Origin of the sequence: Arthrobacter sp. WCS2018Hpa-7, assembly GCF_031843805.1 — a bacterium.
In the GTDB taxonomy this organism is placed as follows: domain Bacteria; phylum Actinomycetota; class Actinomycetes; order Actinomycetales; family Micrococcaceae; genus Arthrobacter.
Genome location: NZ_JAVTJB010000001.1, coordinates 22789 through 47992, shown reverse-complemented (window position 1 = coordinate 47992; position 25204 = coordinate 22789). Strand labels below are relative to the sequence as shown.

Annotated in this window: 24 protein-coding genes, 1 tRNA gene and 1 other RNA gene; 12 read left to right on the top strand and 14 right to left on the bottom strand. The window is 62.9% G+C overall.

All coding sequences use genetic code 11. The annotated features are described in order from the left end of the window. Positions 1–7: 7 nt before the first annotated feature. Together ffs and RQH14_RS00235 are read right to left on the bottom strand one after the other, a co-directional pair. An RNA gene (gene ffs, locus RQH14_RS00240) (signal recognition particle sRNA small type) lies at positions 8–104 on the bottom strand. Positions 105–191: 87 nt separating this feature from the next. Then, a complete protein-coding gene (locus RQH14_RS00235; protein ID WP_311211345.1) occupies positions 192–515 on the bottom strand; it encodes a hypothetical protein in 324 nt (107 codons plus the stop codon). Positions 516–819: 304 nt separating this feature from the next. On the opposite strand from RQH14_RS00235, the gene RQH14_RS00230 reads away from it, so the two are divergent. Beyond that, positions 820–904 (top strand) — tRNA-Ser (locus tag RQH14_RS00230). Positions 905–970: 66 nt separating this feature from the next. Here the strand turns inward: RQH14_RS00230 and RQH14_RS00225 are convergent. Beyond that, a complete protein-coding gene (locus tag RQH14_RS00225; protein WP_311211775.1) occupies positions 971–1900 on the bottom strand; it encodes a LysR family transcriptional regulator in 930 nt (309 codons plus the stop codon). A gap of 123 nt (positions 1901–2023) precedes the next feature. Here RQH14_RS00225 and RQH14_RS00220 point away from each other — a divergent pair, with 123 nt between their 5' ends. Further along, entirely contained in the window at positions 2024–5485 is a 3462-nt protein-coding gene (locus RQH14_RS00220; protein WP_311211344.1) for a bifunctional proline dehydrogenase/L-glutamate gamma-semialdehyde dehydrogenase, read from the top strand. 308 nt (positions 5486–5793) lie between these two features. On the opposite strand, the gene RQH14_RS00215 is transcribed toward RQH14_RS00220, so the two are convergent. Further along, positions 5794–6717 carry an oxygenase MpaB family protein gene (locus RQH14_RS00215; RefSeq protein WP_311211343.1) on the bottom strand — a complete coding sequence of 308 codons (924 nt, stop codon included), beginning with the start codon at positions 6715–6717 and terminating at the stop codon, positions 5794–5796. A 100-nt stretch (positions 6718–6817) separates the two neighbouring features. After that, on the bottom strand, positions 6818–8260 hold the full coding sequence (locus RQH14_RS00210) for an MFS transporter (RefSeq protein WP_311211342.1): 1443 nt from the start codon (positions 8258–8260) through the stop codon (positions 6818–6820). A 115-nt stretch (positions 8261–8375) separates the two neighbouring features. Between RQH14_RS00210 and RQH14_RS00205 the strand changes: the two genes are divergently transcribed. The 5 genes from RQH14_RS00205 (at position 8376) to RQH14_RS00185 (ending at position 12903) form a co-directional block, all read left to right on the top strand. Further along, complete coding sequence (locus tag RQH14_RS00205) at positions 8376–8753, top strand: MarR family transcriptional regulator (RefSeq protein WP_311211341.1); 378 nt, start codon at positions 8376–8378, stop codon at positions 8751–8753. 63 nt (positions 8754–8816) lie between these two features. Next, positions 8817–9272 carry a prevent-host-death protein gene (locus tag RQH14_RS00200; RefSeq protein WP_311211340.1) on the top strand — a complete coding sequence of 152 codons (456 nt, stop codon included), beginning with the start codon at positions 8817–8819 and terminating at the stop codon, positions 9270–9272. Positions 9273–9534: 262 nt separating this feature from the next. Next, positions 9535–11175 (top strand): M23 family metallopeptidase, encoded by a 1641-nt coding sequence (locus RQH14_RS00195; RefSeq protein WP_311211339.1) that lies wholly within the window; start codon positions 9535–9537, stop codon positions 11173–11175. 120 nt (positions 11176–11295) lie between these two features. Then, positions 11296–11778: a glutathione peroxidase gene (locus RQH14_RS00190; RefSeq protein WP_311211338.1), complete on the top strand. Its 483-nt coding sequence runs from the start codon at positions 11296–11298 to the stop codon at positions 11776–11778. Positions 11779–11919: 141 nt separating this feature from the next. Then, positions 11920–12903, top strand: coding sequence for a phosphodiesterase (locus RQH14_RS00185; RefSeq protein ID WP_311211337.1), 984 nt, complete (start codon positions 11920–11922; stop codon positions 12901–12903). Here the strand turns inward: RQH14_RS00185 and RQH14_RS00180 are convergent. The 7 genes from RQH14_RS00180 to RQH14_RS00150 form a co-directional block, all read right to left on the bottom strand. Then, positions 12881–14296 carry a stealth family protein gene (locus RQH14_RS00180; protein ID WP_396136257.1) on the bottom strand — a complete coding sequence of 472 codons (1416 nt, stop codon included), beginning with the start codon at positions 14294–14296 and terminating at the stop codon, positions 12881–12883. The two genes, RQH14_RS00185 and RQH14_RS00180, sit on opposite strands and share 23 nt — an antisense overlap. A 222-nt stretch (positions 14297–14518) precedes the next feature. Then, positions 14519–15439, bottom strand: coding sequence for a hypothetical protein (locus RQH14_RS00175; protein WP_311211336.1), 921 nt, complete (start codon positions 15437–15439; stop codon positions 14519–14521). Between the two features lie 127 nt (positions 15440–15566). Next, positions 15567–16037 carry a hypothetical protein gene (locus RQH14_RS00170; protein WP_311211335.1) on the bottom strand — a complete coding sequence of 157 codons (471 nt, stop codon included), beginning with the start codon at positions 16035–16037 and terminating at the stop codon, positions 15567–15569. A gap of 65 nt (positions 16038–16102) precedes the next feature. Beyond that, the gene (locus RQH14_RS00165; protein WP_311211334.1) at positions 16103–16528 is read right to left on the bottom strand and encodes a hypothetical protein; all 426 of its coding nucleotides are present in this window, start codon (positions 16526–16528) and stop codon (positions 16103–16105) included. 177 nt (positions 16529–16705) lie between these two features. Then, positions 16706–17101, bottom strand: coding sequence for a hypothetical protein (locus RQH14_RS00160; protein ID WP_311211333.1), 396 nt, complete (start codon positions 17099–17101; stop codon positions 16706–16708). Positions 17102–17283: 182 nt separating this feature from the next. Continuing rightward, a complete protein-coding gene (locus RQH14_RS00155; RefSeq protein ID WP_311211332.1) occupies positions 17284–17673 on the bottom strand; it encodes a hypothetical protein in 390 nt (129 codons plus the stop codon). A gap of 182 nt (positions 17674–17855) precedes the next feature. Then, positions 17856–19922 carry an alpha/beta hydrolase gene (locus tag RQH14_RS00150; protein ID WP_311211331.1) on the bottom strand — a complete coding sequence of 689 codons (2067 nt, stop codon included), beginning with the start codon at positions 19920–19922 and terminating at the stop codon, positions 17856–17858. Between the two features lie 96 nt (positions 19923–20018). Here RQH14_RS00150 and RQH14_RS00145 point away from each other — a divergent pair, with 96 nt between their 5' ends. The 3 genes from RQH14_RS00145 to RQH14_RS00135 all read left to right on the top strand — a co-directional run bounded on the left by RQH14_RS00145 (position 20019) and on the right by RQH14_RS00135 (position 21251). Then, a complete protein-coding gene (locus RQH14_RS00145) occupies positions 20019–20150 on the top strand; it encodes a hypothetical protein (protein WP_311211330.1) in 132 nt (43 codons plus the stop codon). A 92-nt stretch (positions 20151–20242) separates the two neighbouring features. Beyond that, entirely contained in the window at positions 20243–20542 is a 300-nt protein-coding gene (locus tag RQH14_RS00140; RefSeq protein WP_011773432.1) for a type II toxin-antitoxin system VapB family antitoxin, read from the top strand. A 61-nt stretch (positions 20543–20603) separates the two neighbouring features. Next, a complete protein-coding gene (locus tag RQH14_RS00135) occupies positions 20604–21251 on the top strand; it encodes a LytR C-terminal domain-containing protein (RefSeq protein WP_311211329.1) in 648 nt (215 codons plus the stop codon). A gap of 21 nt (positions 21252–21272) precedes the next feature. On the opposite strand, the gene RQH14_RS00130 is transcribed toward RQH14_RS00135, so the two are convergent. After that, entirely contained in the window at positions 21273–22010 is a 738-nt protein-coding gene (locus RQH14_RS00130; protein ID WP_311211328.1) for a TetR/AcrR family transcriptional regulator, read from the bottom strand. Positions 22011–22053: 43 nt separating this feature from the next. After that, on the bottom strand, positions 22054–23061 hold the full coding sequence (locus tag RQH14_RS00125; protein WP_311211327.1) for a LacI family DNA-binding transcriptional regulator: 1008 nt from the start codon (positions 23059–23061) through the stop codon (positions 22054–22056). A gap of 108 nt (positions 23062–23169) precedes the next feature. Between RQH14_RS00125 and RQH14_RS00120 the strand changes: the two genes are divergently transcribed. After that, the gene (locus RQH14_RS00120; protein WP_311211326.1) at positions 23170–24291 is read left to right on the top strand and encodes a Gfo/Idh/MocA family oxidoreductase; all 1122 of its coding nucleotides are present in this window, start codon (positions 23170–23172) and stop codon (positions 24289–24291) included. Further along, positions 24288–25079, top strand: a complete 792-nt coding sequence (locus RQH14_RS00115; protein WP_311211325.1) for a TIM barrel protein — start codon at positions 24288–24290, stop codon at positions 25077–25079. The genes RQH14_RS00120 and RQH14_RS00115 overlap by 4 nt, the downstream gene beginning before the upstream one ends. The last annotated feature ends 125 nt before the right edge of the window (positions 25080–25204 follow it).

The following is a 25204-nucleotide window of genomic DNA, read 5'->3' as shown; positions in this document are numbered from 1 at the left end:
CATTTAAATAAGTGACCCCTCATGCACCCGCCAGAGCCCATCTACCCTTGCTACCTTCCGGTCCTGGGGGAGTTCAACAGGATGACGCCACATGAGGGGCCGTCGACAAGCTTACCCGAACTTGGGTTGGGGTTCGAATCGGCTTGAGTGGCTGTGGATAAGGCTCGACGGCGGGTGGTTTGGTTCGCGATTTATCGCCACCCACTCACCGGCCACGTCATGAAAGCCGGCTCCTCGTAGGGGTGGGCGGCCCGCAGAGCCCGCACAACGCCGTCGAGCATGTCTTCCTCCACCACGCACTCGACCCGGGTCTCGGGCACCTGCTCCTCAATCCCCACCTCGCCTACGGAGGGCCGCGCTCCTGGCAGGGGCGTGAAGCGGCCGGTGCCAGGCGATGTAAAGGCGCAGTGGGAGTAGTTGCCGATGCGCCCGGCGCCGGCGTCCCCAATGGCCAGGAGAACCTCTTCGATCTGGGTCTCAGGAACGTAAACCACCAAGGCATGAAGCTGGGTCATGGGAACATCCTGTCAATAAAGTTCGGCTACAAACAGGTCTCGACCATTGCAAAAGCCGGTATCACAGCGGACCATGGATATGTACACCGATTGGGGCAATCTCAAGATTGTGAGCTGCGGGGCCTGGGGGCGAGGGGCCGGACCCGGTGGCTCAACGATGTACCGCAAGAATGGGCGCGTTGGGGGCGTCCATTTTTCCGTTAACGGGGGAGTTTCCTGGGCCTTCCAGGGGTGGTCATTCGGCCCGATTACACGTTGCCGAAATTCTCAGGTACAGTAGTATCTGCTTTCGAATCGGAAGCAAGGAGAATTCGCCTAGCGGCCTATGGCGCACGCCTGGAACGCGTGTTGGGTTAACGCCCTCGGGGGTTCAAATCCCCCATTCTCCGCGTTTGGCCCCAGTCCTTGGACTGGGGCCTTTTGCGTCCCCGGATGGGTTGTTGCGCAGCCGGACGCTAGTCCGCGTCAGCCTGCTGCTCGGCGTCCTGCTGTTGTGCTGCTGCCACCCTTTCCAACACTTCGCGGCAGGCTGCGGTTGCGGGGTGGATGCGGCCGGCCGTGCGGGTTGAGGTGAACACGGTCCGCTTTGGCAGGGCTGGAAGATCCAGCAGCTGAACGGTACGCAAGCGCCCGGTCCAGACGAGGTCCGGCATGAGTGCCACGGCGTTCCCGGATTCAATGAGCCGGATCTGTGCTTGGAGATCGGCCGTTTCGTACCTGACGTCGGGTTCGAAGCCCGCAGACCGGCATGCCTGTTCGGCCCAGTGCCGTGAAGCTGCACCTCGGGGTTCCATGACCCAAGGCATCGACGCGGTGTCCGCGAGGGTCGACACCGTTTCGCCGCCGAGTCCCACCGGGGGAGTGGCCAGGCGGATGGCATCGCTGGTGAGGGTGACGCGGTCCAGCCCGCTGTGGTGCGGGGCGGCGTGGCCGGGGTACTGCTCGGCCACCACGAGGTCGAAGTCCCGCGCCCACGTTTCGTACAGGGCTGTCTCGGGCTCGCGTTGGGTCATTTCCACGCGCACCTCGGGATACTCGTGCCGCATGATGGTGAGGAAATCCGGCAGCAGGGCCAAAGCCGCGGACTGGAAGACGGCCAAGCGAACCGTTCCCGTGACCATGGACAGCGAAGCGGCGAGTTCGGTTTCTGCGCGCTCAAGGGTCTCCAGCAGCGCCGCGGTGTGTGCGACCAGGATCTCCGCCTGGGGCGTCAGTTGCACGCGACGACCCGCTTTGCGCAGCAATTCCACGCCGGCTTCCTTCTCCAGCAGGGTCAACTGCTGGGAGACCGAGGATGGGCTGTACTGCATGGCATCGGCCACCTCCGCGAGGGTTCCGCGGATCTTCAACTCGTGCAGCAAGCGCAGCCTGCGGACGTCCAGCACGGCGGCCTCCAAAAGGTCGGGATGGGTAATCAATATTCGTCAGAAAAGATCGCTTTTCCTAACGTGATTGTAGATCCATACTGATGGAAACAAACAAACTTCTCCGTCCCAGAAGGAGCCCCCATGACCAGCACCATCCCGGATGCCACCGCCCCGAGCAGCCAGGATTCCGGACAGTTCGACGCTTTGGCGCAGGAAGCCATCGCCTTGGTCCGCCACTGGCTCACAGAAGCCGGAAAGATCCCCGTGGACGTGTCCGCCCAGCGCCTCGCCGGCGTCTTGAAAGACCCCAACGGCCTGGACTTCACGGTTGGATTCGTCGACGGCGTCATCCGCCCCGAGGACCTGTCGGTCGCCGGCCGTAAACTCGCAGAGCTGGCACCCAAGGTGCCCAAGTTCCTCCCTTGGTACATGCGCAGCGCTGTCCGCGTCGGTGGCGTCATGGCTCCGATCGTCCCGCAGGTAGTTATCCCGATCGCCCGCCGCGTGCTCCGCGAAATGGTGGGCCACCTGATCGTGGACGCCACTGACGCCAAGCTCGGCCCGGCCATCGCCAAGATCCGCCAGGACGGCGTTCACCTGAACGTGAACCTCCTCGGCGAAGCCGTTTTGGGAGAGCACGAAGCGCAGCGCCGCCTGGAAGGCACCCTCAAGCTCCTTGCCCGCGATGACGTGGACTACGTCTCCATCAAGGAGTCCTCCACAGTTGCACCGCACTCCCCGTGGGCCTTCGACGAAGCCGTCGACCACGTGGTGGAGAAGCTCACCCCGCTGTACCGCCTTGCAGCGTCCTTCCCCAAGCCCAAGTTCATCAACCTGGACATGGAGGAATACAAAGACCTCAGCATGACCATCGCGGTGTTCAAGCGCATCCTGGACATGCCCGAGTTCAAGAACCTCGAGGCCGGCATCGTCCTCCAGGCCTACCTCCCCGACGCACTCGGTGCCATGCAGGAACTGCAGGAATGGGCCACCGCCCGCCGCGCCCAGGGCGGCGCCCCCATCAAGGTCCGCGTGGTCAAGGGCGCCAACCTTCCCATGGAGCAGGTTGAAGCTTCCCTTCACGACTGGCCGCTGGCCACCTGGGGGACCAAGCAGGACTCGGACACCAGCTACAAGAACGTCATCAACTACGCCCTCACCCCGGAGCGCATTGACGCGGTCCGCATCGGCGTCGCAGGCCACAACCTGTTCGACGTCGCCTTCGCATGGTTGCTCGCCAAGGAACGTGGCGTCACCACGGGCATTGAGTTCGAAATGCTCCTGGGCATGGCAACCGGCCAGGCCACCGCAGTCCGCAAGGACGTCGGCAGCCTCCTGCTCTACACACCGGTGGTCCACCCGGGCGAATTCGACGTCGCCATCGCGTACCTGATCCGTCGCCTTGAAGAAGGCGCCAGCCAGGAAAACTTCATGAGCGCGGTCTTCGAACTGAGCGAAAACGAAGCCCTGTTCAAGCGCGAACAGCAGCGCTTCCTGGACTCCCTGGCCGGAATGACGGACGAGGTTCCTGGGCCCAACCGCCAGCAGGACCGCCGTCTCCCCGCCGAGCCCGCACCGCTCGAGGGCTTCGGCAACACCCCGGACACGGACCCGGCACTCCCGGCCAACCGCGCCTGGGGCCGCGACATCCTCAGCCGCATCCCCGGTTCTACCGCAGGCAACAAGATCGTCGAGTCCACCAAGGTCTCCGACGCCGCCGAACTGGACCGCATCATCGCCACCGCCGTGGACCACGGCAAGGCCTGGGGCGCCCTTCCGGCCGCCGAGCGCGCAGTGATCCTGCACCGCGCCGGCGACATCCTTGAGGCACGCCGCGCTGAGCTCCTGGAAGTCATGGCCTCCGAAACCGGCAAGACCATCGACCAAGGCGACCCCGAAGTCAGCGAAGCAATCGACTTCGCGCACTACTACGCCGAGCGCGCCAAGGACCTGGAAACGGTCGACGGCGCCACGTTCGTCCCAGCCAACCTCACCGTGGTGACCCCGCCGTGGAACTTCCCGGTGGCGATCCCCGCAGGCTCGACGCTTGCAGCGCTCGCCTCAGGCTCCGCCGTCGTGATCAAGCCTGCAAAGCAGGCCCGTCGCTCCGGTTCAGTCATGGTGGATGCCCTTTGGGAAGCCGGTGTGCCGCGCGAAGTGCTGGCGCTGGTGCAGCTCGAAGAGCGCGAGCTTGGCACCCAGTTGGTCTCGCACCCCAGCGTTGACCGCGTGATCCTCACTGGTGGCTACGAAACCGCCGAACTGTTCCGTTCCTTCCGCCAGGACTTGCCGCTGCTCGCGGAGACGTCCGGTAAGAACGCCATCATCGTCACCCCCAGTGCTGACCTGGACCTGGCTGCCAAGGACGTTGTCTACTCGGCGTTCGGCCACGCAGGCCAGAAGTGCTCGGCTGCCTCACTGGTGATCCTGGTGGGCTCGGTCGCCAAGAGCGCCCGCTTCCACAACCAGCTGATCGACGCCGCACGCTCCCTGACCGTCGGTTACCCCGAGGACGCCACCACGCAGATGGGGCCGATCATCGAGGCTGCCAACGGCAAGCTCCTCAACGCCCTCACCACCCTGGGCGACGGCGAAACCTGGGCCGTCAAGCCTGAGCGCCTCGACGAAACCGGCCGTTTGTGGTCCCCGGGCATCCGTTCGGGCGTCAAGCGTGGCTCCTACTTCCACCTCACCGAGTTCTTCGGCCCGGTTCTGGGCGTCATGACCGCCGAGACCCTTGAGGAAGCCATCGCCATCCAGAACGAGATCGAGTACGGCCTCACTGCCGGCCTGCACTCCCTGGATTCCGCTGAAATGGGCGTCTGGCTGGACACCATCCAGGCCGGAAACCTGTACGTCAACCGCGGCATCACCGGTGCGATCGTCCAGCGCCAGCCGTTCGGTGGATGGAAGAAGTCCGCTGTCGGTGCCGGAACCAAGGCCGGTGGACCGAACTACCTCATCGGACTGGGCAGTTGGCTCCCCGCCGAAGCCAAGGCCAAGCGCGGCACCGTGCTCCAGGGTGCAGCCGCGCAGCTTCTCGCTGCTGCGAAGTCTGCCGCTGTCTCCGGTAGCGAGCTCCAGTCCCTGCAGCAGTCACTGTTCAGCGATGCCGCAGCATGGGAATCCGAGTTCGGCACCACCAAGGACGTCTCCGCCCTCTCCGCAGAGCGCAACGTCTTCCGCTACCGCTCCCTCCCTGTCACCATCCGCCTCTCCGAAGGCGAACGGCTCGCTGACCTGCTCCGTGTTGCAGCAGCCGGCGCCGTGGCGGGTTCGGCGCTCAAGGTGAGCTCCGCCGTCGTACTTCCCGATGCCGTGGTGACTGTGTTCGCGAACCTGAGCGTCAGCGTCCGGATCGAGGACGACGCCGCGTGGCTGGCCCGTGCGTCAAAGTTCGACGCCGGCCGGATCCGCCTGATCGGTGGCGACTTCGCTGCGCTGAGCGCAGCCATGGGTGGCCGTCCGGACGTCGCGGTCTACCACGGTGTGGTGACCCAGGCCGGTCGGATCGAGATGCTGCCATTCCTCCACGAACAGGCAGTGTCCATCACCGCCCACCGCTTCGGCACGCCGAACCACCTGTCCGATCACCTGATCTAGGGCGCGTCACGGTGTGCGCCGAGGGGTGAGCTCTCGGCAGTAAGTTCCCGCCGAGGGGTGAGCTCTCGGCAGTAATCACGCTTCAAAAGGTTGAAAGCCAGCCCCTCGGCGAGGTCCACACCACGTGGGTCCCCGCCGAAGGGTTGGCTTTTGGCCTTAAGGGGTCTGCGTCGAGGCGTGAGTTCTCGGCAGTAAAGTGCGCGTGAAACGGGTTGAAAGCTAACCCCTCGGAGGTGGGGGAGAAGCGATAGGTGCCTAAAGGTTGAGAGCTGACCCCTCGGCGGAGGTGGGGGAGAGCGAAAGGCACCTCAAGCCTCCGCGTAGCCCAGCCTTTGCAGCCTGCGACGGGCGGCTAGCTCGCTCGGTCCATGGGAGCCCAGGGCAAACCGGACCATGCCCAGCACGGCCCTGGTAGCGGTGACCACCGGCAAAGGAACTGGCCCAACCCGCGGGGCGCGAAGGCCTAGTAAGTCCCGATACTTGGGCTCAAGGCTTGCGACGGCGGCCGCGAACAGGATGCGGTAGCCAGGCGCCAGCAAGGGGCTCAGGGGAGGGTAGCGAATAAACGACACCGTCTCGGCCAGCCGCTCATCGGCCCGGAGTATCCCCGAGGCGTACCACTGCTCCAGTTCCTCGCGGACCTGGGCTTCGGTGAGCGGGGGATCGGTGACCCCCATGAGCCGGCCGGCCGCGGCCCACTCGCGGACATAGGCATCCGGTCCGCCGGGGATGGGTCTGCCCCAGATCCGGTTGGCCGTGATGAAGGAGTCCGCGTAGGTGACGTGGACCCAGCGGAGCAGTTCGGGATCGTTGGCTGCGTATTCGCGCTCCACGCCCTGTCCATCAAGGTAGGATCCGCGGACACGTTCGTGGATCTTCCGGACCCGTGCGGTCGCGGCCTCGGCGGCCTCCGTAGAGCCGTACGTCACCGTGAAGATCCACCGCACGGTGTTGGCGAGCCGGCCCAAGGGGTCTTTCTGGAAGCCGGAGTGTTCGTACACACCGGCAAGAGCGCCGGGATGGAGGGCCTGCATCAGCAGGACGCGGATGCCCGCCACGATGGTGGCCACATGGCCATGCACCGCCCAGACGGCCGAGCCCGGAAGGTGATATCCGGCGTCGTTCCCGTCTGCGAGGCGCGGCACCCACTCCGGAGGCGTGCCCGACGTTCCCGTGAAGGTGCGCTGCAATTCGTGCCTGTACTCCGTGAGGTAATTCCTCATAGGTCCCATGAGACCTCCATTTGGCGGAGGTGTACAGAGCAGATTGTGTACAGATCATGCCCTTATGAGGGTCACATAAGGGCATGATCTGTACAAAAACTCCGGTGGGTCAGGAGCGGACGCGGCGCCTGGATGGTGCCGCTGCCACCAGCAGGGCGGCAATGGCGACGGCGGCACTCAGGATGAGCCCCGGCCGGTACTGTTCCAGCATGGCTTGGGCGCTGACGGTTCCGGCGGCTTGGCCGTGACCGCTGACCAAGGCTGTGGTGACGGCCAGAACCAGCGCGGCTCCCACTTGGGTGCTGGTCTGGATCAGGCCGGCTGCCAGCCCTTGTTCGGAATCCTTGATCCCGGCGGTCGCTTGCACGTTGATGGACGGGAAAGCCAGGGCAAATCCGATACCCAGCAAGACCACCGACGGCAGGATATCCAGCACATAGTTAGGCGTGGTGCCGACGCGCAGGAACAGGACGTAGCCCAATCCGAGAGCAGTGAGGCCTGTCAGGATCAGTTGGGTGGCGCCGAACTTTTCGATGAGCTTGTCCGCAAACGGTGCGCTGGTCGCCACCAACAGGCCAGCCGGCAGCAGGGCCAGTGCCATGCCCAGTGGAGTCCAGCCGAGCACCGACTGCAGGTACATGGTGACGATGAACTGGAAGCTCAGGTAGGACCCGAACAACCCCACCGCGCTGAGGTTGGCCCGTGCCACCCAGCCTTCCTTGAGGATGCTGAAGCGGATCAGCGGGTGCTTGACCTTGTTCTCGATCACCGCGAAGGCTGCCAGCACGGCAACGGAAACTGCGAATCCGGCGATTGTTGCCACAGATCCCCATCCCTGTTCCGGTGCTGAAACCAAGGTGTAGACGAGGCCAAGCATGCCCAGCGCCAGGGTCACGGCGCCCCAGGCATCGTGGCCGCTGTCCTCAACGGACGGCTTGTCCTTGGGAATGAACTTCATGCCCAGAAGGACAACCACCACCGCGATTGGCACCGAGACCAGGAACGTCCAGCGCCAACTGAGGCTGGTCATGAGGCCACCCACCACCAAGCCCAACGAGAAGCCGCTGGCGCCGAACGTCGTGAAGATGGACAGCGCCTTGTTGCGCTCGCGTCCCTCCGCGAAGTTGGTGGTGATGATGGAGAATCCTGTGGGCGCGGTGAAGGCGGCCGCGAGTCCCTTGATGAACCGGGTGGCGATCAGGATGGCGGGGTCGTCCACCAGCCCGCCAAGAAGCGACGCCGCGGCGAAAACGGTCAAGGCAATCAGGAAGATACGACGGCGGCCCAACAGGTCCGCGAGTCGGCCGCCCAGGAGCAACAGGCTTCCGTAGCCGAGAACGTAGGCGGAGACGATCCACTGCAGTGAATCGGTTCCGAGATTGAGTTCCTGTCCGATGGAAGGCAGGGCAACGCCAACCATGGAAACGTCCAGCCCGTCGAGGGCCAAAACGGTGCAGACAACCATCAGCAGCAGCCACTGGGCACGGGTCCAGTGAACGGCTGAAACCAAAGGCGGCTCAGTTGAGGTTTTGAGGGTGGTGGGTGATGTCATGCGCTTCAATCTATATGACGCGTCATTCAATGACAAGGACTACGATGACATGTCATTGAATGACGCAGAATTGTATGACGTGGATTCAAATCGCGTAATGAACTAGAATCGGCACATGGCAACGACGCGTGACCGTCAACTGGTTGAGCAGTGGCGCAGCATCCAGAACTCCTACTTCCGCACCGCAGGAGCGATCGACCGCGCCCTCGAAGCCAAGTTCGACATTGGGCTCAATGAGTTCGAAATCCTGGATCTCGTGGCTGAAAGCGAAGAATCAGCCTGCCGGATGAAGGCATTGGGGGAGCGTACGCCCATGACGCAGAGCGCCGTCTCCAAGGTGGTGGACAGGCTCGAAAAAGCAGGCTTGGTGTCCCGCCAAACCTGTGCGGATGATCGCCGCTCGCTGTTCCTGGAACTGACGGACGCCGGCCGTGCGCTCCACTCCACGGCCGCCGTCGAGCACCGCGCGCTGCTGAAGGAAAACCTGGGCTAGGTAACGCCCCTTGGGCTAATGGACTAACGGACTTCAGAATACGTTCTGAGTTGGTGTTGTTGTATGAGCGGAGCACTGCTATCGAAAACGACATTCAAGTCTTCTGAACTCAGCCGCGCATCGGCAGACGTCTTTGCGGCCGCGGTAGATCGCCCTGTCAAGGTAACGCGACGCGACGGCGAATCGCTGGTGCTGATGTCCGAGAGTGCCGACAAAGCGCGCGATGCACTGCTGGATCTCGCGGCGCAACTCGTTGCGGTCTCCACGACCGTCGAAGGGACCCTGGCTTGCCGCATGAGCGACCGCTTCCCCTGGATGTTGGCCCTGAGCCCGGCTGACCAGGAAGCCTGCGCGACTGCTGTGCTGGCAGCAGCCCGTGCCTCATTCGCCACCCATCAGCCCCACCTCGCGATTGCCGAGCTTACCTCCTGGCGTGAAACGGCCTCGGCTATCGCAGCGGGGCTGGGCAAAGAACCCGTGGAATGGCTCGATGAAGCCGAAGCCGTCGAACGCCCGTAGCGCATGGTGAAGGAATCGAAAGTTGAACGGCCTACGAAGAAGAACGAATACTAGATCCGATTCGCCTCAACGCAGGCCAAGAAGGGTTGGACTGTCGTTGACGCTTGCACTCAGATCGAAGCTCAAGACATCTTGAGCTAAAACTGATGGAACCTTTCCGCGACAAGGACCCATGAAGCCTTTATTTCTCCCCTGATACCCGCAACAATGGTGCTTGCACGCCAGGCTGGGGTTTGGTGCCGCTGGCTTTGGGGAGTGTTTTGTGGGCAAGCATCATGATTCAGACCGGGCAATTGATTTGATCCGCGCGGAAGGTTTCCATCGCGTTCTCATCGCGGGAAGCCTCGCAGTTCTGGCTTTCTTCGCTTTTGGCTTCCAGCCGCTCAATGCGGTTCCCACCAGTACGGTTGATAATTCCCTGGCGCAGGGCGTCGTCGGGCCCACGGCATTGGGCACCTTGGTGCCGCCGGAGGCCGAGACACTCGTCATCGACCCCATGCCCGAACCCCCGGAACAACTTCCCGGAACCCCCATGGTCTACTTCGACCGCGCCATGGTCCGAACCGTCAGCAAAGACGGTTCCACAGGCCTCACGGTAGCGTCCGCTGGGCTGTCCCGTCCGCCCACCGGTGCCCTGTATGCACCCCTTGAGGTCCTCAATCTGAGTTCCAACTATGGCTACCGTTACAGCCCATTGACGGGCTTGGCCGGTGAGTTCCACTGGGGCCAGGACTACGCCGCCGCCTGCGGCACGCGCGTTTACGCGGCCGACGCCGGTGTGGTCCGGGCCGTCGGCTGGCACCTCTGGGGCGGCGGAAACCGTGTGGAAATCGAACACGGCAACGGCCTGGTCACCACCTACAACCACCTTCAGGCCATCGGCGTCACCAAGGGCCAATCCGTCCGGGTTGGTGAGGTCATCGCCCAGGTTGGCACTACCGGCTGGTCCACAGGCTGCCACCTCCACTTCGAAACAATCGTGAACGGCCTGCACACCAACCCCAACGGCTGGACCTACCTGCCCATGCGGCAGATTGATCCGCTGCAGACCATCTCCATGGTCAACTACCAGCCCGGCGTCGGAACAGGAACGTCCGCGACTCCGGTCTGGGCCGTGCCGGTAGCCGACGGCACCAACCGCGCCGTCATCGGCGGAGAGCACGAAGAGCCCGAGCCGCTGCCCGTAGTGGTTCCGCCTACCACCACGACGCCGCCGGTTACGCACACGCCGACGCCAACGCAGACGCCGACGGCGACCCCCTCACCGTCCGTGACGGCAACGCCGACCCCGACTCCGACGCAGACTGCTACGCCCACCCCGACGCCGACCGCTACACAGACTGCTTCACCCACGGCCACGCCTACGCAGACCGCTACCCCGACTCCGACACCTTCGCCGACCACCACGGCACCAGCGACCACCACGGCACCAGCGACCACCACGTCGCCTGCTACGACCACGGCGCCTGCCGCGAAGACTGTGGCACCGCCAGTGACGTCGTCGGACGCTTCCGCGCCGACCGCCGTCGTGCCCCCTGCGGCACCGGCTCCGGCGGCTCCAGCCCCGGCTGCTCCCGCTCCTGTGGCACCAGCGCCGGCGGCGCCCGCTGTGGTTGCCCCGGCCGCTCCAGCACCTGCTGTGCCGGCCGCAGTAGTCCCGGCTCCGGTAGTGGTCGCTCCGGCGCCTGCTGCGCCGGCCGTAACGCAGGCCGTGGCTCCTGCTCCGGCACCCGTAGCGCCGGTGGCTCCTGTGCCTGCTCCGGCTCCCGTCGCGGTCCTGCCCTCGACGCTCCCAGCGGTAGTTCTTCCGCCTGGATATGTCCTGGTGGCACCGGACAAGGTTCGGCTGCCCAATGGCACGGTGGTCCTGTTGTCCACCCTGGTACTTCCTCCGACGCCCTAAAGGTCACGACGCTGAGGACACGCGAAACGCCTGAACGCCTGCGTTTCGCGCCCCAAAGCCGGCTCCCGTAAGCTCGATGGCGGCAAGCCCGCCAGCCGACGTCGTCAGGAAGCGAATCCCATGACCAGCCTGTACAGCATTCCCCTCACCTTTAACGATGGCACCGAAGCGGACTTCGGCCGGTTCGAGGGGAAAGCAGTCCTGGTGGTCAACGTCGCTTCTGAATGCGGCTTCACCCGCCAGTACGCCGGGCTCGAGGAGCTGTACGGCAAATATCGCGAACAGGGACTGGAGATCCTCGGGGTGCCCTGCAACCAGTTCGGTGGGCAGGAACCCGGCGCGGATGAGGAGATCGCGGAATTCTGTGAGCGGAATTTCGGCGTGACCTTCCCCCTGACCAGCAAAGCGAACGTCCTGGGGAAGCAGCAGCACCCCCTGTTCGCGGAGTTGACCCAGGACGAGGACGGCCAGCCTGCCAAGGTGAAATGGAACTTCGAGAAGTTCGTCATAAACCGGGGCGGAGATCTCGTGGCGAGGTTCCCATCCACAGTGGAGCCTGACTCCGAAGACCTTGTAAAGGCAGTGGAAAAGGCGCTGGCATAAAGCCATCAATTCTGAAGGGAGGAAAGTAATTTTCCAACATTCCGCCGGGTGTTAGCCAGTTGTTGGCTAGTTGTCTGGTTGGATTAGCCCTACTGGATTGATACGGGAGACGCCGTCTCCCACCAAACGCTAAGGCAAGCTATGGAGCTCATCGAGGCCGAGTACCCCAAACCAGGTCATGTGCTTTTGCACCTGAGTGATCTGCACCTGGTGGGTGGTCCGGGCACGCTCTACGGCTCTGTGGACAGCGCCACCAGGCTCCAGGAGATCTGCGACCAGATCATCGCCTCCCGGATCAGGCCGGAAGCCATCATTTTCACCGGAGACCTCGCGGACAAAGGTGAGTTGGAAGCCTACAAGCGGCTCCGTGACATGATCGAACCCGTCTGCGACGCGCTCGGCGCCAAAGCCATCTGGGCCATGGGCAACCACGACAACCGTGCCAACTTCCGTTCCGCCTTCGTGGATGCTTCCGAGGACAGCAAGCCCCACGATCCCGTGGACCGCAGCTACTTCGTCAACGGGCTCCGCATCATCACGCTGGACACCACTGTCCCAGGCCACCACTACGGTGAACTGTCGGAGTCCCAGCTGGAATGGCTCGCTGCCGAGCTGGCCACCCCGGCCCCCGACGGCACCATCCTTGCCCTGCACCACCCGCCCGTCCCGTGCGTCCAGGACCTCGCCGTGTTGGTGGAGCTGCGCGGCCAAGCCGCGCTGGCCGCCGTCGTGCGTAATACGGACGTCCGCACCATCCTGGGTGGCCATCTGCATTACTCCACGACGGCGGGCTTCGCCGGCATTCCGGTATCGGTGGCCTCGGCCACGTGTTACACGCAGGACCTTGGCGTCCGTGCAGGGGCACAGCGAGGCAGGGACGGCGCGCAGTCGTACAACATGATCCACGTATACGAGCACACGATCGTGCATTCGGTGGTGCCAATGTCAGGCGGTGTCACCGTGGGTGAGCCCGTGGACGCTGACGAGGTTCAGCGTCGGCTGGCTGAAGCCGGCATCCGCATTCCCCACGAATCGCGGGTGGGTGCCCACACGTCGCCGGGCACGCACACCTCGTCGATGCCGCTTGTTGCTCCCGGTGGCTTTACTTCTCCCAAGGCGCCTTGACCGGGAAGTACTTCTCCAGGAAGTCCGTCACCAGATCGGCGCGCTCGTTGGCTTCAACCTCCGGGAAGCTGCCGTCGTTAAGGCAGAAGAAGTCCATGTGGCGCTTCGCCAGAAGCTTGGGCAGGTAGTGAAGACCGGCCCACATGGTGGAGTCCACGTACCTGACCTTGGCGTTGGTCTGCGTGACGGCGCGGCCCGTGAGCAGCGCGTAGTAGTGGTAGAACGAGTTGGTGACCGAGATGTTGTCCGCGGCGCGGAAACGGCTGCCGGCGGTCTTGGCGAATTCCGCCGGAAATTCCTTCTCCATGCGGGCCACCACGCTGCGCCGCAGGGGAGCCGCGGTGTGTTCCAGGTGCCGGGTGGTGATCCGGCCGAAGCGCTCCCAGAGCAGCTTGCGGTTGACGCGTGCCGCGTTCTCGAAGCCGCTGCGTTCGGTGTCGTTCTCGCCGAGCCCGATCCGGGTGTCAGCCTCGATGAACTTGGTGATGCCGCCTGGAGTGAAGAACATGTCCGGGCCCACTGGGCGGCCAAAGAACATGTCGTCATTGGAGTACAGGAAGTGCTCTGAAAGCCCCTCGATGTGGTGGAGCTGGCATTCCACGGCTTGCGAGTTGTGCGTGGGCAGGACCGAGGTATCGGCGAAGAAATCCTCGCTGCGAACGATCGTGACAGAGGGGTGGTCTGCCAGCCATTCCGGGGCGGGGGAGTCGGTGGCGATGAAGATACGCCGTACCCACGGCGCGAACATGTGCACTGATCGCAGCGCATACTTCAGTTCGTTGATCTGGCGGAAGCGTGCCTCATGGTCGTCACCCTCGCCCAGGACGGTATCGGCCTGCTGCGCGCGCCGCCTGGCGATGTACTCGGGGTCGCTGCCGTCCACCCACGAGAAAACCATATCGACATCAAAGTCGATGTCGCTGGCGTGGTCCGCGAACATGTTCTCGATGGTGGGCCAGGTCAGGCCGTGCCGCTGGACGGTGCCACGGACGGCGTCCTGCCGCAGCATGGTGCGGCGGGTCAGGGAGTTCTCCACGGGCAACTCAAGGTGGTCGCCTTCAAACCGCCACAGCTCCAGCTGCACACCCAGCGCCGGGCCGTACCACAGGCCACCGCCTGTTTCGACGCGCGGGCGGTACAGGCGGAAGATGCGGGCTTTCCTGTTGGCGGACAACTCGCCGTCGGCTACCAGGACCGAGGTCTTCTTCTTGGCGTCCACAGTCATGGAGTAGAAAGGCTCGTTGTGGAACGCTGACACCAGCGCCTCACGGACCTCCTTGCGCGACTCCCAGTCGACAGCGACAACCGGCCTCTCGTCATTGCCGCGCACCAGGATGAAATCGATGCCGGCAGCGTCCAGCGCCGCCCTGACAGCCAGGAGATCGGACACCATGGCCTGTTGCGGGGTGAGGTCGGCGTTGATCAGGGCGTACCGCCCACGGTGACGGACGACGTCGGACCTGTGCTTAAGATGCGCGACGACGGCAGGCGAGATCGCCTCAGCAATCGTGTCCTCTTCAATGGACGGGCTGCCGTGGTAAATCGGATCGACCTGTGCTTGTGTGATGGCTGTATCTCCGGGATCGTCGGTGCGTGAAACTGGACTCGCTGGTTGTTAGATGGAAAGGGCCTCGCGCCAGCTGCGGAGGAAAGCGCCGCCGGCGTCATCGTGGATGACGTCGTCCGCCAGTTGGAGGTCAGCGGCCGTCAGTATGGTGTAGGGCTTCACCGGTACGCCGTCTGCGGGCCGGACGTCCACGTGCTTTACGTCGTGATCGTTGTGGTGAAGCCAGTCTGCCATGGCATAGTCCGTGCGGGAATCACCCACGGTCCGCCAAGAGAGCGGAGTGATGCCCTGGGCCGCGAGCAGTTCGACGGCGCGGCTGGCTCCGAGGTCTTTGCCGAGGCGGACGGATTCGATGTCCGTGGAGATGATGGTGGGGTCCAAGCGGTAATCCGCCGTGTCATCGGATTCCGGCGCATGGTGGTCCAGGATCGCCGCGTTGAGGCCGTGCCGTCCCATGATGTCCAGGGCGTCGGCGTCGAAGAGTTTCTGTTCGGCCAGGTAGTCCGCACTGGCCACGTCGAGGTGCTGCTCCACGGAAACCATGGCGCGCTTGGTCTCGTCAAAGAACATGTGCGCGGAATAGTCCTCGGCAACCAATCGGCGTATATCGTCGCCGTAGGCCTTGGGCACTGCGAGTTCGTGGTCCACATGGATGGGACCGGGGCCCTCCGCCGTGTAGCTGAACCACACAGCGCCCTTCTCGCAGATGGCGTGGATGACGGTGTTGGACGGCATCCCGGCGGCAATCATGGGCTCCATGACCTGCTTGCTGATGAACGCGTCGGAGCGGCCCGTGTTGAAAATGACGGGAATGCCCGCCGAGGCCAGCGCCACCATGTCCGCGATGATGTCCGGCTTGACGTCGCGCGTCACAGGGCTGGCAATGGGGCCGTCGACATCCAACAGCAACGCCAGGGCAGGCGTAGCGTGGGCAGCGGTCCGGTCAGTACCTTGGAGCGGTTGAGTCATGCCCCTATTCTGTCAGTCCGCACGGTGACCCTCACAGCTGTGACGTCTGTGACGCCCCACGAAGGATATAGACGGCAATCGTGGAAAGGACGTGCCAATACCGGCGGACTTGGCTGGTCATCGTTTCCTAGCGGAATTTGCCCTCGGGATCCGGCGCGCATCGGGTGTTGCCGCCGAGCGTGGTTCCGAAGCTGCTCGTTCCAAGCTGCATGGAGAACTTGCCATCGCCAAAGCCTGTGGTCGTCTGGTCTCGGTTCGCCCCCGAGGGCTGGGTTTGTACGACTCTTAGCCCTTTGCTTTCAAAGACTTCCTTTACCGTCTTGTGTATCGCTTCAGCCTGATCTTCTGAGATCGCGCCCTGCGTACTGTCGAAGCTGAATTGAGTCCCTTCCATGCCCAGAGGCAGATGGCAGACGTCCCCCTGTGCCTCTGGAGTGACTTTTGTCCAGTCGCCGGGGGCGAGGGCTTGAATCTTGTTGAAGAGGTCGAAGTACTCTGTGCGGGCTTGTACCGGGTTCATGGTCTGCTCTGCTGTGCTGATCGCCGGGTTGGTGTTCGGTGTTGTCCCGCACCCTGGCAGGGTGAGAAGAAGGGCCACTGCGGCGGGAAGGACGCGTCTGGACCTAGACGCCATCAGTAGTCGATTCAACATTCTTGATTCCCTCATTCGCCGCTAACCATTAGCCTCCGCAGGACACGCTGATTGCTACCCTGCGAATCCGGAACGCAGCGGCTATTGCCGGCGACAGTAGTGCCGAGATCGCCGGTATAAACCTGGAGAACCAGTCCATCTGGCCCGAAGCCGTTGGTTATGATGAGCTTGTTCGTGGCCGTTGATTGATCAAAGACCTTCACGTCGTATCCGCGGGACTTGAAGAACTCCTCGACTTTTTGCCTGAGCACCTCGCGGTCCGTGACACTAAGGGGACCTCTGGTCCTGGATGAGCCGAATTCTTTGCCGTTTCCGGTTCCCTGGAAGTTGCAGTAGCCACCGGCCGGAACGTCCTCGTTCACCCAATCACCAGCTGCCATGGCCTGGATCTCATCGAGGAGTCCGAAGAACTCCGTTCTGGCCTCATTCGCTGTCATGGTGACGCCCTTTCCATCGGGAAGCATGTTGCTTGCAGCGGTTTGAGAGCCTGATGAGGCTGTATCAGTGCCCTGTCCCGGAGAGGAAGGGGAACATCCGGACACGAGCAGGAGCAGGACGGCACTGGTGGATAAGATGCGCCAGTACCGGCGGCGGTATGTGGTGGTCATTGGTTCCTACCGGAATTTGCCTTCAGGGTCGGGAACGCAGCGGGTATTTCCGCTGAGGGCGATGCCGTATTTGCCGGTGGTGATTCCCATGACGAACTTTTCGGGGCCGGAGACGGTAGTTCTTCTGACGAAGTTCTCGCCTCCGTCAGTTGATTGCTGGACCGTGAAGCCGGTGGTCACGAACTGTTCCTTGCCCTTCTCGTGGAGAGCATCCATTTCCTCTCGGCTCAGTGGGCTCCGGCTTGTATTGACTGAGAATTGGGTGCCGTCAGTCCCGTCCGGGAGCCGGCAAGCGTCGCCTTGAAATTCGGAGGGTGGCGCGACACCCCAGTCGCCGGGGGCGAGGGCTTGAATCTTGTTGAAGAGTTCGAAGTACTCTGTACGTGCTTGTTCTGGGTCCATGGTCTGCTCCACAGTGCTGGTAGGAGAATTGGTGCTGGGGATTGTCCCGCACCCTGCCAGGGTGAGAAGAATGATCGCAGCGGCGGGAAGGACGCGCCTGGACCTAGACGCCATCAGTAGTCGATTCAACGTTCTTGATTCCCTCATTCGCCGCTGTAACCATTACCGTGCCCGTGAAGAGGCTATTTTGCTACCTCCGGGTCCGGGACACAGCGGCTGCTGCCATCGATTATTGTGCCGAGGTCGCCCGTGTATAGGGCGACGGATAACCCATCGGGTCCGAATGCAGTAGTGATGAGCAAATTATTGGTGGTGGTTGATTTATCGAGGGTCTGAACTTTGTACCCGCGTAATTCATAAAATGCTGAGACTTTCTGCCTGAGTGTCTCGCGCTCGGCGGAGCTGAGGGGTCCCGTGGTCCGGCCGCCGGAGAACTGCTTGCCGCTTCCGGTGTCCTGGAAGTTGCAGTATCCACCTGCCGGAACGTCCTCGTTCACCCATTCAGTTGGTGCCAGGGCTTGGATCTCATCGAGGAGTCCGAAGAACTCCTTACTGGCATCTTCCGGTGTCATAGTTGCCCCTTTCCCGTCGTCGGGAAGTTTGTTCGTTGACGTGGCTTGAGAAGACACAGTCGGTGTCGTGTTGCCGCCGTCCTGCGGGGCGGAGGCACATCCGGATATCAGCAGCATCAGGACGGTGCCCGCGGAAAAGGCTGCTGCAGTCAGTCGTCGTCGATTCAACAATCTGATTTCCTTCATTCGTGATTTTCCACAGGTTCTCCTGAATTGGTCAGCTTATCCGTGAGCCCCAGAGAGACATATGCTTGGTTGAAGCTTGACTCAGTATTGAGAGATGCATACCCAAGCTTCTCACCGTCCTCGAGCCAGCCATGATTCTCTGTTGACAGTGGCGTTAGACTTCCCGCATCAGTACCCACGCCGTCGGCCCCGATCTGTATTGCTCCGTACGCCGGGACGGGAACCGTGAACGAAGGTCCACCTTGGGGAGCCTGATTGGTCTGATAGTGGAATCCCTGAATGCGTTCTCTGCTCACATTTCCAATGTCGGATACGTTGTCGACGGTGAATTTGGTTTGGTACACATCAGCGCCCGGGTTCAGATGGAAGTCTTGGACACCTGCTACACCCTTCAGTGCGCCAATGTCGGCATTAAGATTGATGCTGTCTACGGCCATGCCCTCCACTGCCGCAGCCTGGGCCGTCAACGTGCCATAGGACAAGCCTGAAATGTTGTTGCTGGCGGTGTTTCCCAAACTGTTTTGAACGGCGGCAAGGGTGTTGATGTCCTTGCTCAGGAACGACCCGCCTGTCCGGGCATTGGCATCATCGAAGACCCCAGCCGCCGGGGCCGGTTCGAAAGCTACCCATCCCACCACAGCCAGTCGAGGTGGGGTACCCGCGTGGGTGTCGTTCAGCTGTGCAACACGAAGTTGCTGATGATATTGCGTGTCAGCGGCCAGGGCGAGGTCCGGCATGCTTTTGGCCACGGTCGTGTCGACGCCAGGGACCTGGTAGGTGGTGACTTTGGCTGCATCGAGGTCTCCCACACTGATAGCAGCGCCGGGCTGATCGAGATTGAGGCTGATCAGTTGCTTCGCAACGCCATGTTGCCCGGTTTCCAGGGCGGTTTTGATGCTCCGAAGTCGATCCAAATATCCCGGAGTATTGATCCACGGTGGTGCAATGGGATGCCGCCCCACCGCAGTTTCATGCACGAAGACGTCGAATTCTTTCAGCATCTGCGTCAGTACCAGTTGGTTGGCCTGATTCCTTGCAGTGTAGGAAACCCCTTGCAGATTCCCGATGATCGACGGGAACGTATTGATGAGGAGCTGCTGGGTCTCGCCGAGGGTAACTTTGCCGGTGCCGTTATCTACTGTGTGGCCGAGGCTGGTCCACCATGCTGCGGTCACCGCAGGGTTGTATTCCTGGTTCTGCAGGAGTCCCTGGAGCCGGGCTTTGTTCGCAGGTACGGTAAGCCAGGTTGTCAGTTGCGCGGCGTTCAGGCCCGCGATGTCGTTCAAGCCGACTTGGTTTGGTGCTGCGTACTGGATGAAGACCCCGTTGAGCATCCTGTCCGCGATAGAGCCGCTGCCGGCTGTTTTGAATGCGGTGGCGACCTGCTCTATCCAATCGGCGTCTGCTGCGTTGGCGGCGAGCAGCCGCTCAAAACCAGCAACAAAAGATTCAGTCTCGATGGTCACCCAGGAACACGATGCTGTGAAGCTACTCCAGGCGTTCCGGACTGCGACAAAGTGTGAGTTCAAGGTGTTCGTGGCCGTCCGGGACACTGACGCGAAGCCGCGGAGCTTTTCCGGGTCAGCCGAGGTGGTTCCGGTTCCTGGTCCGCCGGCGAACCGGGGCCGGTCCCGCGGCGAAAACACCGCTGAAACAGCCGGTGCAGGGACCGGTGTGCTCTCGGGCATCGGGTCCAGGATCATGGTGGCGACTGTTGCGGATGCTTCGGCGATGTTCCCGGAGAGCAGGTGCTGTTTACGGATGTTGTCGCGTTGCTGCCAGGCTTCCATGTTCTTTTGCCGGGCTTTCTCTTGCTGCGCCCTGTGCTTGGCCTCGCCGACATCCTCGGCCAGAGCCGCCAGGACACCTGAAAGCTTGCCGCGATCATCGGACCTGATGGCGCAGGCGTCCTTGAACAAGCGCCCGTAGCCCCCGTTGAAATCCTGCACTGCCTGCTCCACGGCCCCATACAGGAAGCCTCCCTCGGCCCGCAGAACCTCGTCGGCGGAGTTCGCGGCAGTGATCAGCGCGTCGGCCGCGCCGTCATCAAAAGCAATTCCCATGCCTGCCCCCAAACCAAACAATAAATCCAACGACTAGCATAACTGCTGTTTGCGCGGTTGGGAGTTCATTGCGGCGGCCGACTTTAGGAGGGGTGCATGCCAGATGAAACCAAGAAGCGCCGATTCCCGACGACGGAGCGGGTGGCCGAGGAACTGAATGTGTCAGTGAAGCAAAGCAAGGTGTTGCTTGAGCGGGTGATCTGCGAGCGTCCAGGTCCGGGGCCGTAGGAGTAGAAGCCGGAAGTCACCTTTTGGCTACAACCTGCCTGTGCCGCGGGTCACAAGTTCCGTTAGGGCGCCATCTTCCATAGGCTTGCAGGGTGATCTTCAAAGCTGTGGGCGAGGGACGCCCGTACCCTGACCATGGATACTCGGCGCCGCGGGACTGGGCTGCCTTGCCCCCGCGCCCTATCCGCCTCGATGAACTGGTAACCACCAAACGGACCCTGGATTTGGAGGCATTGTTGGCTGAGGACTCAACCTTCTTTGGCGACCTGTTCCCGCACGTCGTCCAGTACCAGGGCGTCATGTACCTCGAAGACGGGCTCCACCGGGCCGTCCGCACGGCGCTCCACCAAAGGACCGCGATTCACGCACGTGTATTGGTAATCGATGGCTAGGCGGACGGGTCCCACCAGTCCGGAGGAGTCCCCAACAAAAAAACGTAAGCGTCCCAAGGATGTGACGCTGCTCCATGGCCACCACGTGGTCACCGGCCCGGAACTCCGGGCAACCTTTGCCGAAGATGCTGCGGCCCAGAAAAGCCGTTTCCGGCGTCGGCTGCTTCACGGAGTTGTCCTGGTCCTGCTGGTGGGCGTGATCGCTGCCGGGGCGGTTGGAGCCTGGGCCATCATGAACGGCGTGATCAGAGTCCCCACCGCGATCGCCAGTAAAGCCCCAGTGAGCCTGTGCCCCACCACAACGTTCGACTACGTTCCGAACGAAACAGTGAACCTCAACGTCTTCAACGCCACCTCCCGCGGCGGCCTGGCAGGTACCGTGGCTGAGCAATTTACTGCCCGGGGCTTCAAGGTGGCCTCGGTGGACAACAGCGAGACCGCCTACGCCGGAGTGGCCGTAGTAGTTTCCGGCGTCAAGGGCCAAGCGGCTGCTTTCAATGTCCAGCGCAACCTTGCTGGCACGGACTACTTCCAGGACAACCGTGAGGACGAGTCCGTGGATGTCATCCTCACCTCAGGCTACGAAGGCCTGGTGGAACCGGAACTGGTGGATCAAACCCCGGGGAAGCTGCTGTGCCCGCGCGAGGACCTGCGCATTGCCGATAACTCCAAGTGGCCGATCATCCCGACGCTTCCAGCGGGGCAGTAACGGCAGGCAGCCGCCCCTGCACTAGCCCGCCAGGGCGTCGTGGATGGGTGCTTCCTGGACGGCTGCTTCCAGCCGAATCGGCCGGCCGGCGTCGTCGAAGCGTGCGCCGGCCCCGAGTTGAATGAAATGTACGGTCTGCGCAGTATGGGCTTCAACAGATGCATGGGCTTCAACAGCAGACTTGACCTCGACGTCGGTGACCGGGGCTGGCGGGGGAGTGTCGCCGTCGGGCGTTCGGTTGCGTCGTGCGGCGCTGGCAGACAGCGTTCCGTGAATGAGTCGCGCCAGCTGGGCGACGTCGACGTCAGGAAGGTAGCCCTGGCGGACCCCGTCTTGAAGGATGTCCTGCAGAAGGATATTGAGGTCGCCCACGTGGTCCGCGAGCTTCGCGAAGGAGCCGGGGGAGAGGACCGCGGCCATGGCCGGACCCGGAGGCAGGTGGCGGCGGCTCAGATCTTCCACCTGCGCGCGGACGTAGAGGGCCAGCCTGTCCACCGGGTTTTCCAGCGCCGCCAGCGAATCGCGGAGATCGACAATGAAGCGTTCGGTCTCGTCCAGGGCGTAGGCGATGAGGAGCTGCTCCATGTCAGCGTAGTAGTTGTAGACGGCGGTGCGGCCTACTCCTGCGTGACGAGCGACGTCCGTCATGGTCAGGCCGGGGAGGCCATGGGTGAAGAGGAGTTCACCGAAGGCAGTGAGAATCCTCCGTTGGGTCTCGGCGCGTTGGGCAGCATTCGTGGCGGCCGTGATCCTGGGCATATAGACACTTTACAGTGATCTGTCACTAAGAGCTGCGGGTTTGTCAGGTGTCGCTGTTTCCTTCAGGAGCCCGGGCCGTGGTTTTACGGATGACCAGGTGCGGTGTCCGGACCACGCTGCCCGGCGACGAGACTCCTTCGATCCGGTCCACGGCGCGGCCAACGGCGGCGGCGGCAAGGAGCGGAGCGTCCTGGCTGACTGAGGATAACTGGACGTAACTCAGCTTGGCGAAGTTGCTGTCGTCATAACCGAGTACCGAGACATCCGCGGGAATGCCGATTCCCGCGGCCCTGAAACATTCCATGACTCCGAGGGCCGACCTGTCGTTGAAGGCAATAACAGCCGTTGGCAGATCAGCCTGAAGGGTGTGACCCGCTCTCATTCCGTCCTCCTCTCCGGTGCCGCCGGAAACAACCACAGGTTGCAGGCCGTGCCGGATCATTTCCGCGCGGTACGTCTCCCGGCGCTTGTCCGACGAGACGGCCGTGCCGCCGTCCACGTGGACGATCCGGCGGTGACCCAGACTGACCAGATGGTCAACGGCCAGTGCGATGCCGGCGTAATCGTCGCTGCTGACCGAATCCACATACTCGCCCACATCGTCGCGCAGGAGGCTGACCACCGGGACCTGGCGGGCGTGCTGTGCCAGGTTATCCACGCTGAGGGTGGGGGCGATGATGATCAACGCCTCGGCGCCGACATCCAGCAAGGTCTCGATGGCGCGGGCCTCGGGCCTGCCGCCGGCCACTGCGCTCAGCGTTATCTCATATCCCCTGGCAGACGCCTCCGCGTAGGCGGCATCGACGATTTCAGCGTGAAACGGCTGTGAGCTGGAAAAGGCGAGGCCCAGGAGTTTCGTCCTGCTGCTCCGCAGCAGCCTCGCGCGGGAGTCCGCCCGATAACCGAGATCGCTGGCCGCCTGCAGGACTCTTTGCCGGGTGGATTCCGCCGCGCCGGGTGCGCCCCGCATCACGATGGAAACCAAGGCCCGCGAGACGCCGGCCGCCTCGGCTACGTCCATCAGGGTGGGGCGGCGCTGCAGTTCTGACATGTTTCCTCCCGTTGCAACCAGTGTATAGAACGATCTAGACGGGACGAAAACCACGTGTCAGTATGGTCAAACTAGAACGATCTAGAAGACATGCGTCAGGAGCTCTTAATGGTTTACCTTCAGCACCAGGTCAATGAAGACCGACCGGTTCGTATCGCTCTGATCGGAGCGGGATGGATTGGCAGTTTTCACGCCGAATCCGTTGCGCAGCGCATCCCCAATGCCCGGCTTGAGGCCATCGTGGATCCGGCCCTTCCCGCGGTCCAAGCACTGGCTGGCCGACTGGGCGTCCGCAAGATCAGTACTGACCCGGAAGATGTGCTGAATGATCCCGAAGTGGATGCTGTCCTGATCTCCGCGCCGGCCCGCTTTCATTCCGGGCTGATCGCGGCGGCAGCACGCGCGGGTAAGCATGCCTTCTGCGAAAAGCCGGGCGGCCGTTCTGTGGAAGAACTTGACGAGGCACTGGAAGCAGCAGAGGCTGCGGGTGTGGTGGTCCAGTTCGGTTTCAACCGCCGCTACGCCGAAGATTTCGCTGCCGCCCGCAGGCTCATCAATGATGGCGCTGTGGGAACCCCGCAATTGTTGCGGTCCCTGACCCGCGACCCGGGCAGCAAGGACGGGATTGCCAATCCGGAGCGGATTGCACCCGGCACCATTTTCCTTGAGACCCTCATCCACGACTTTGATACCTTGAACTGGCTGAACCCCGGCGCTGTCCCTGTTCGAGTCCATGCCGTGGCCGACGCGCTTGTAGCTCCCGAGGCAAAAGGGGGCGGGCTGTTGGATACCGCTGTGGTCACCGTGACCTACAGCAACGGGGCCATTGCCGTGGCCGAGGCCAACTTCAATGCCCTGTACGGCTATGACGTGCGGGGCGAGGTTTTTGGCTCTGCGGGAATGGTGACGGCGGGAGGCCCGCAAACCAACTCGGCCACGAGCTACACCGCTGCCGGTATCAGTTCGGCCACCGTCCGTCTGAACGTGGACCTCTTTCACGATGCCTACACGGCTGAACTCGCCCACTTTGTGGATGTGGTGAAGGCTGACCGCGACGGTACCCAGGCTCCTGCGGCCCAAGGTGCTGGCGGAACCGATGCGCGAAACGCACTGGCCGTTGCCCTGGCTGCGACCCGTTCGGCCCACACCGGGCTGCCGGTTGATGTGGCATCGATTGCCGCACTGTGTCCGGCGGAACCCGCGTTGCTCACTGTGGGGGATAAAGCATGAGCTTCCGCTTGGCCGTTTGCGCTGAAATGCTCTACGGCGAAGTGCCCTTAACGGAGCGCGTGAAAAGGATCCATGGGCAAGGGTTCGAGGTGGAGCTGTGGGACACCCGGGGCCGGGATATCGCAGCCCTGGCGGCAACGGGAGCGCGGTTCTCGTCGATGAGCGGCTATTTTGGCGGCAGCCTCACTGATCCTGAAAGCGCCGATGAAGTGCTGGCATCGGCGGAGAAGTTAATTCCGACTGCACTGGAACTCGGCATTGAGCGCATGGTGGTCCACCCTGCGGAGCTGGGTGAGGGTGGCCGGGCTGTCCGGCCCGTTCACCGTTCTACCGGCGAAATGTGGCTCACGGCGCGGGACACCCTTGAGCGTTTGGGGGTGTTGGGTGAAAAGTACGGTGTGGTTTTCGCGTTGGAAAACCTGAATACCGTCCTGGACCACCCGGGAATCCCCTTGGCGCGGGCAAAAGACACTCTGGCACTGGTCTCGGCGGTTGACCACCCCAACATCAGGATGATGTTGGACCTGTACCACGCCCAAATCGGCGAGGGAAACCTGATCGAAGTTGTCCGGACCGCGTTGCCCTGGGTCGGAGAAATACAGGTGGCCGACGTCCCCGGCCGCTGCGAACCCGGCACCGGGGAGATCAACTACCGCGGCGTCGCGGCCGCGCTTCGGGACGCCGGATACACGGGAGTGGTCGGTCTCGAGGCGAAGGCCGCCGGGGGAGCCGGGCTGGAAGCGGGGGATATCGCACTGGCGACTTTCCGTGCGGCCTTTGAAAGCTAGCTAAAAGTGGACTGCCCGGGGGCCGGGGTGGCCCCGTACGCCCTCGCGTTGGCCGTAACTGGCGCGGGGGCGCTGCATCCGGGCGCGAAATCTCGCGTAGCATCAAGGAAAACCGGCCAGTCGCA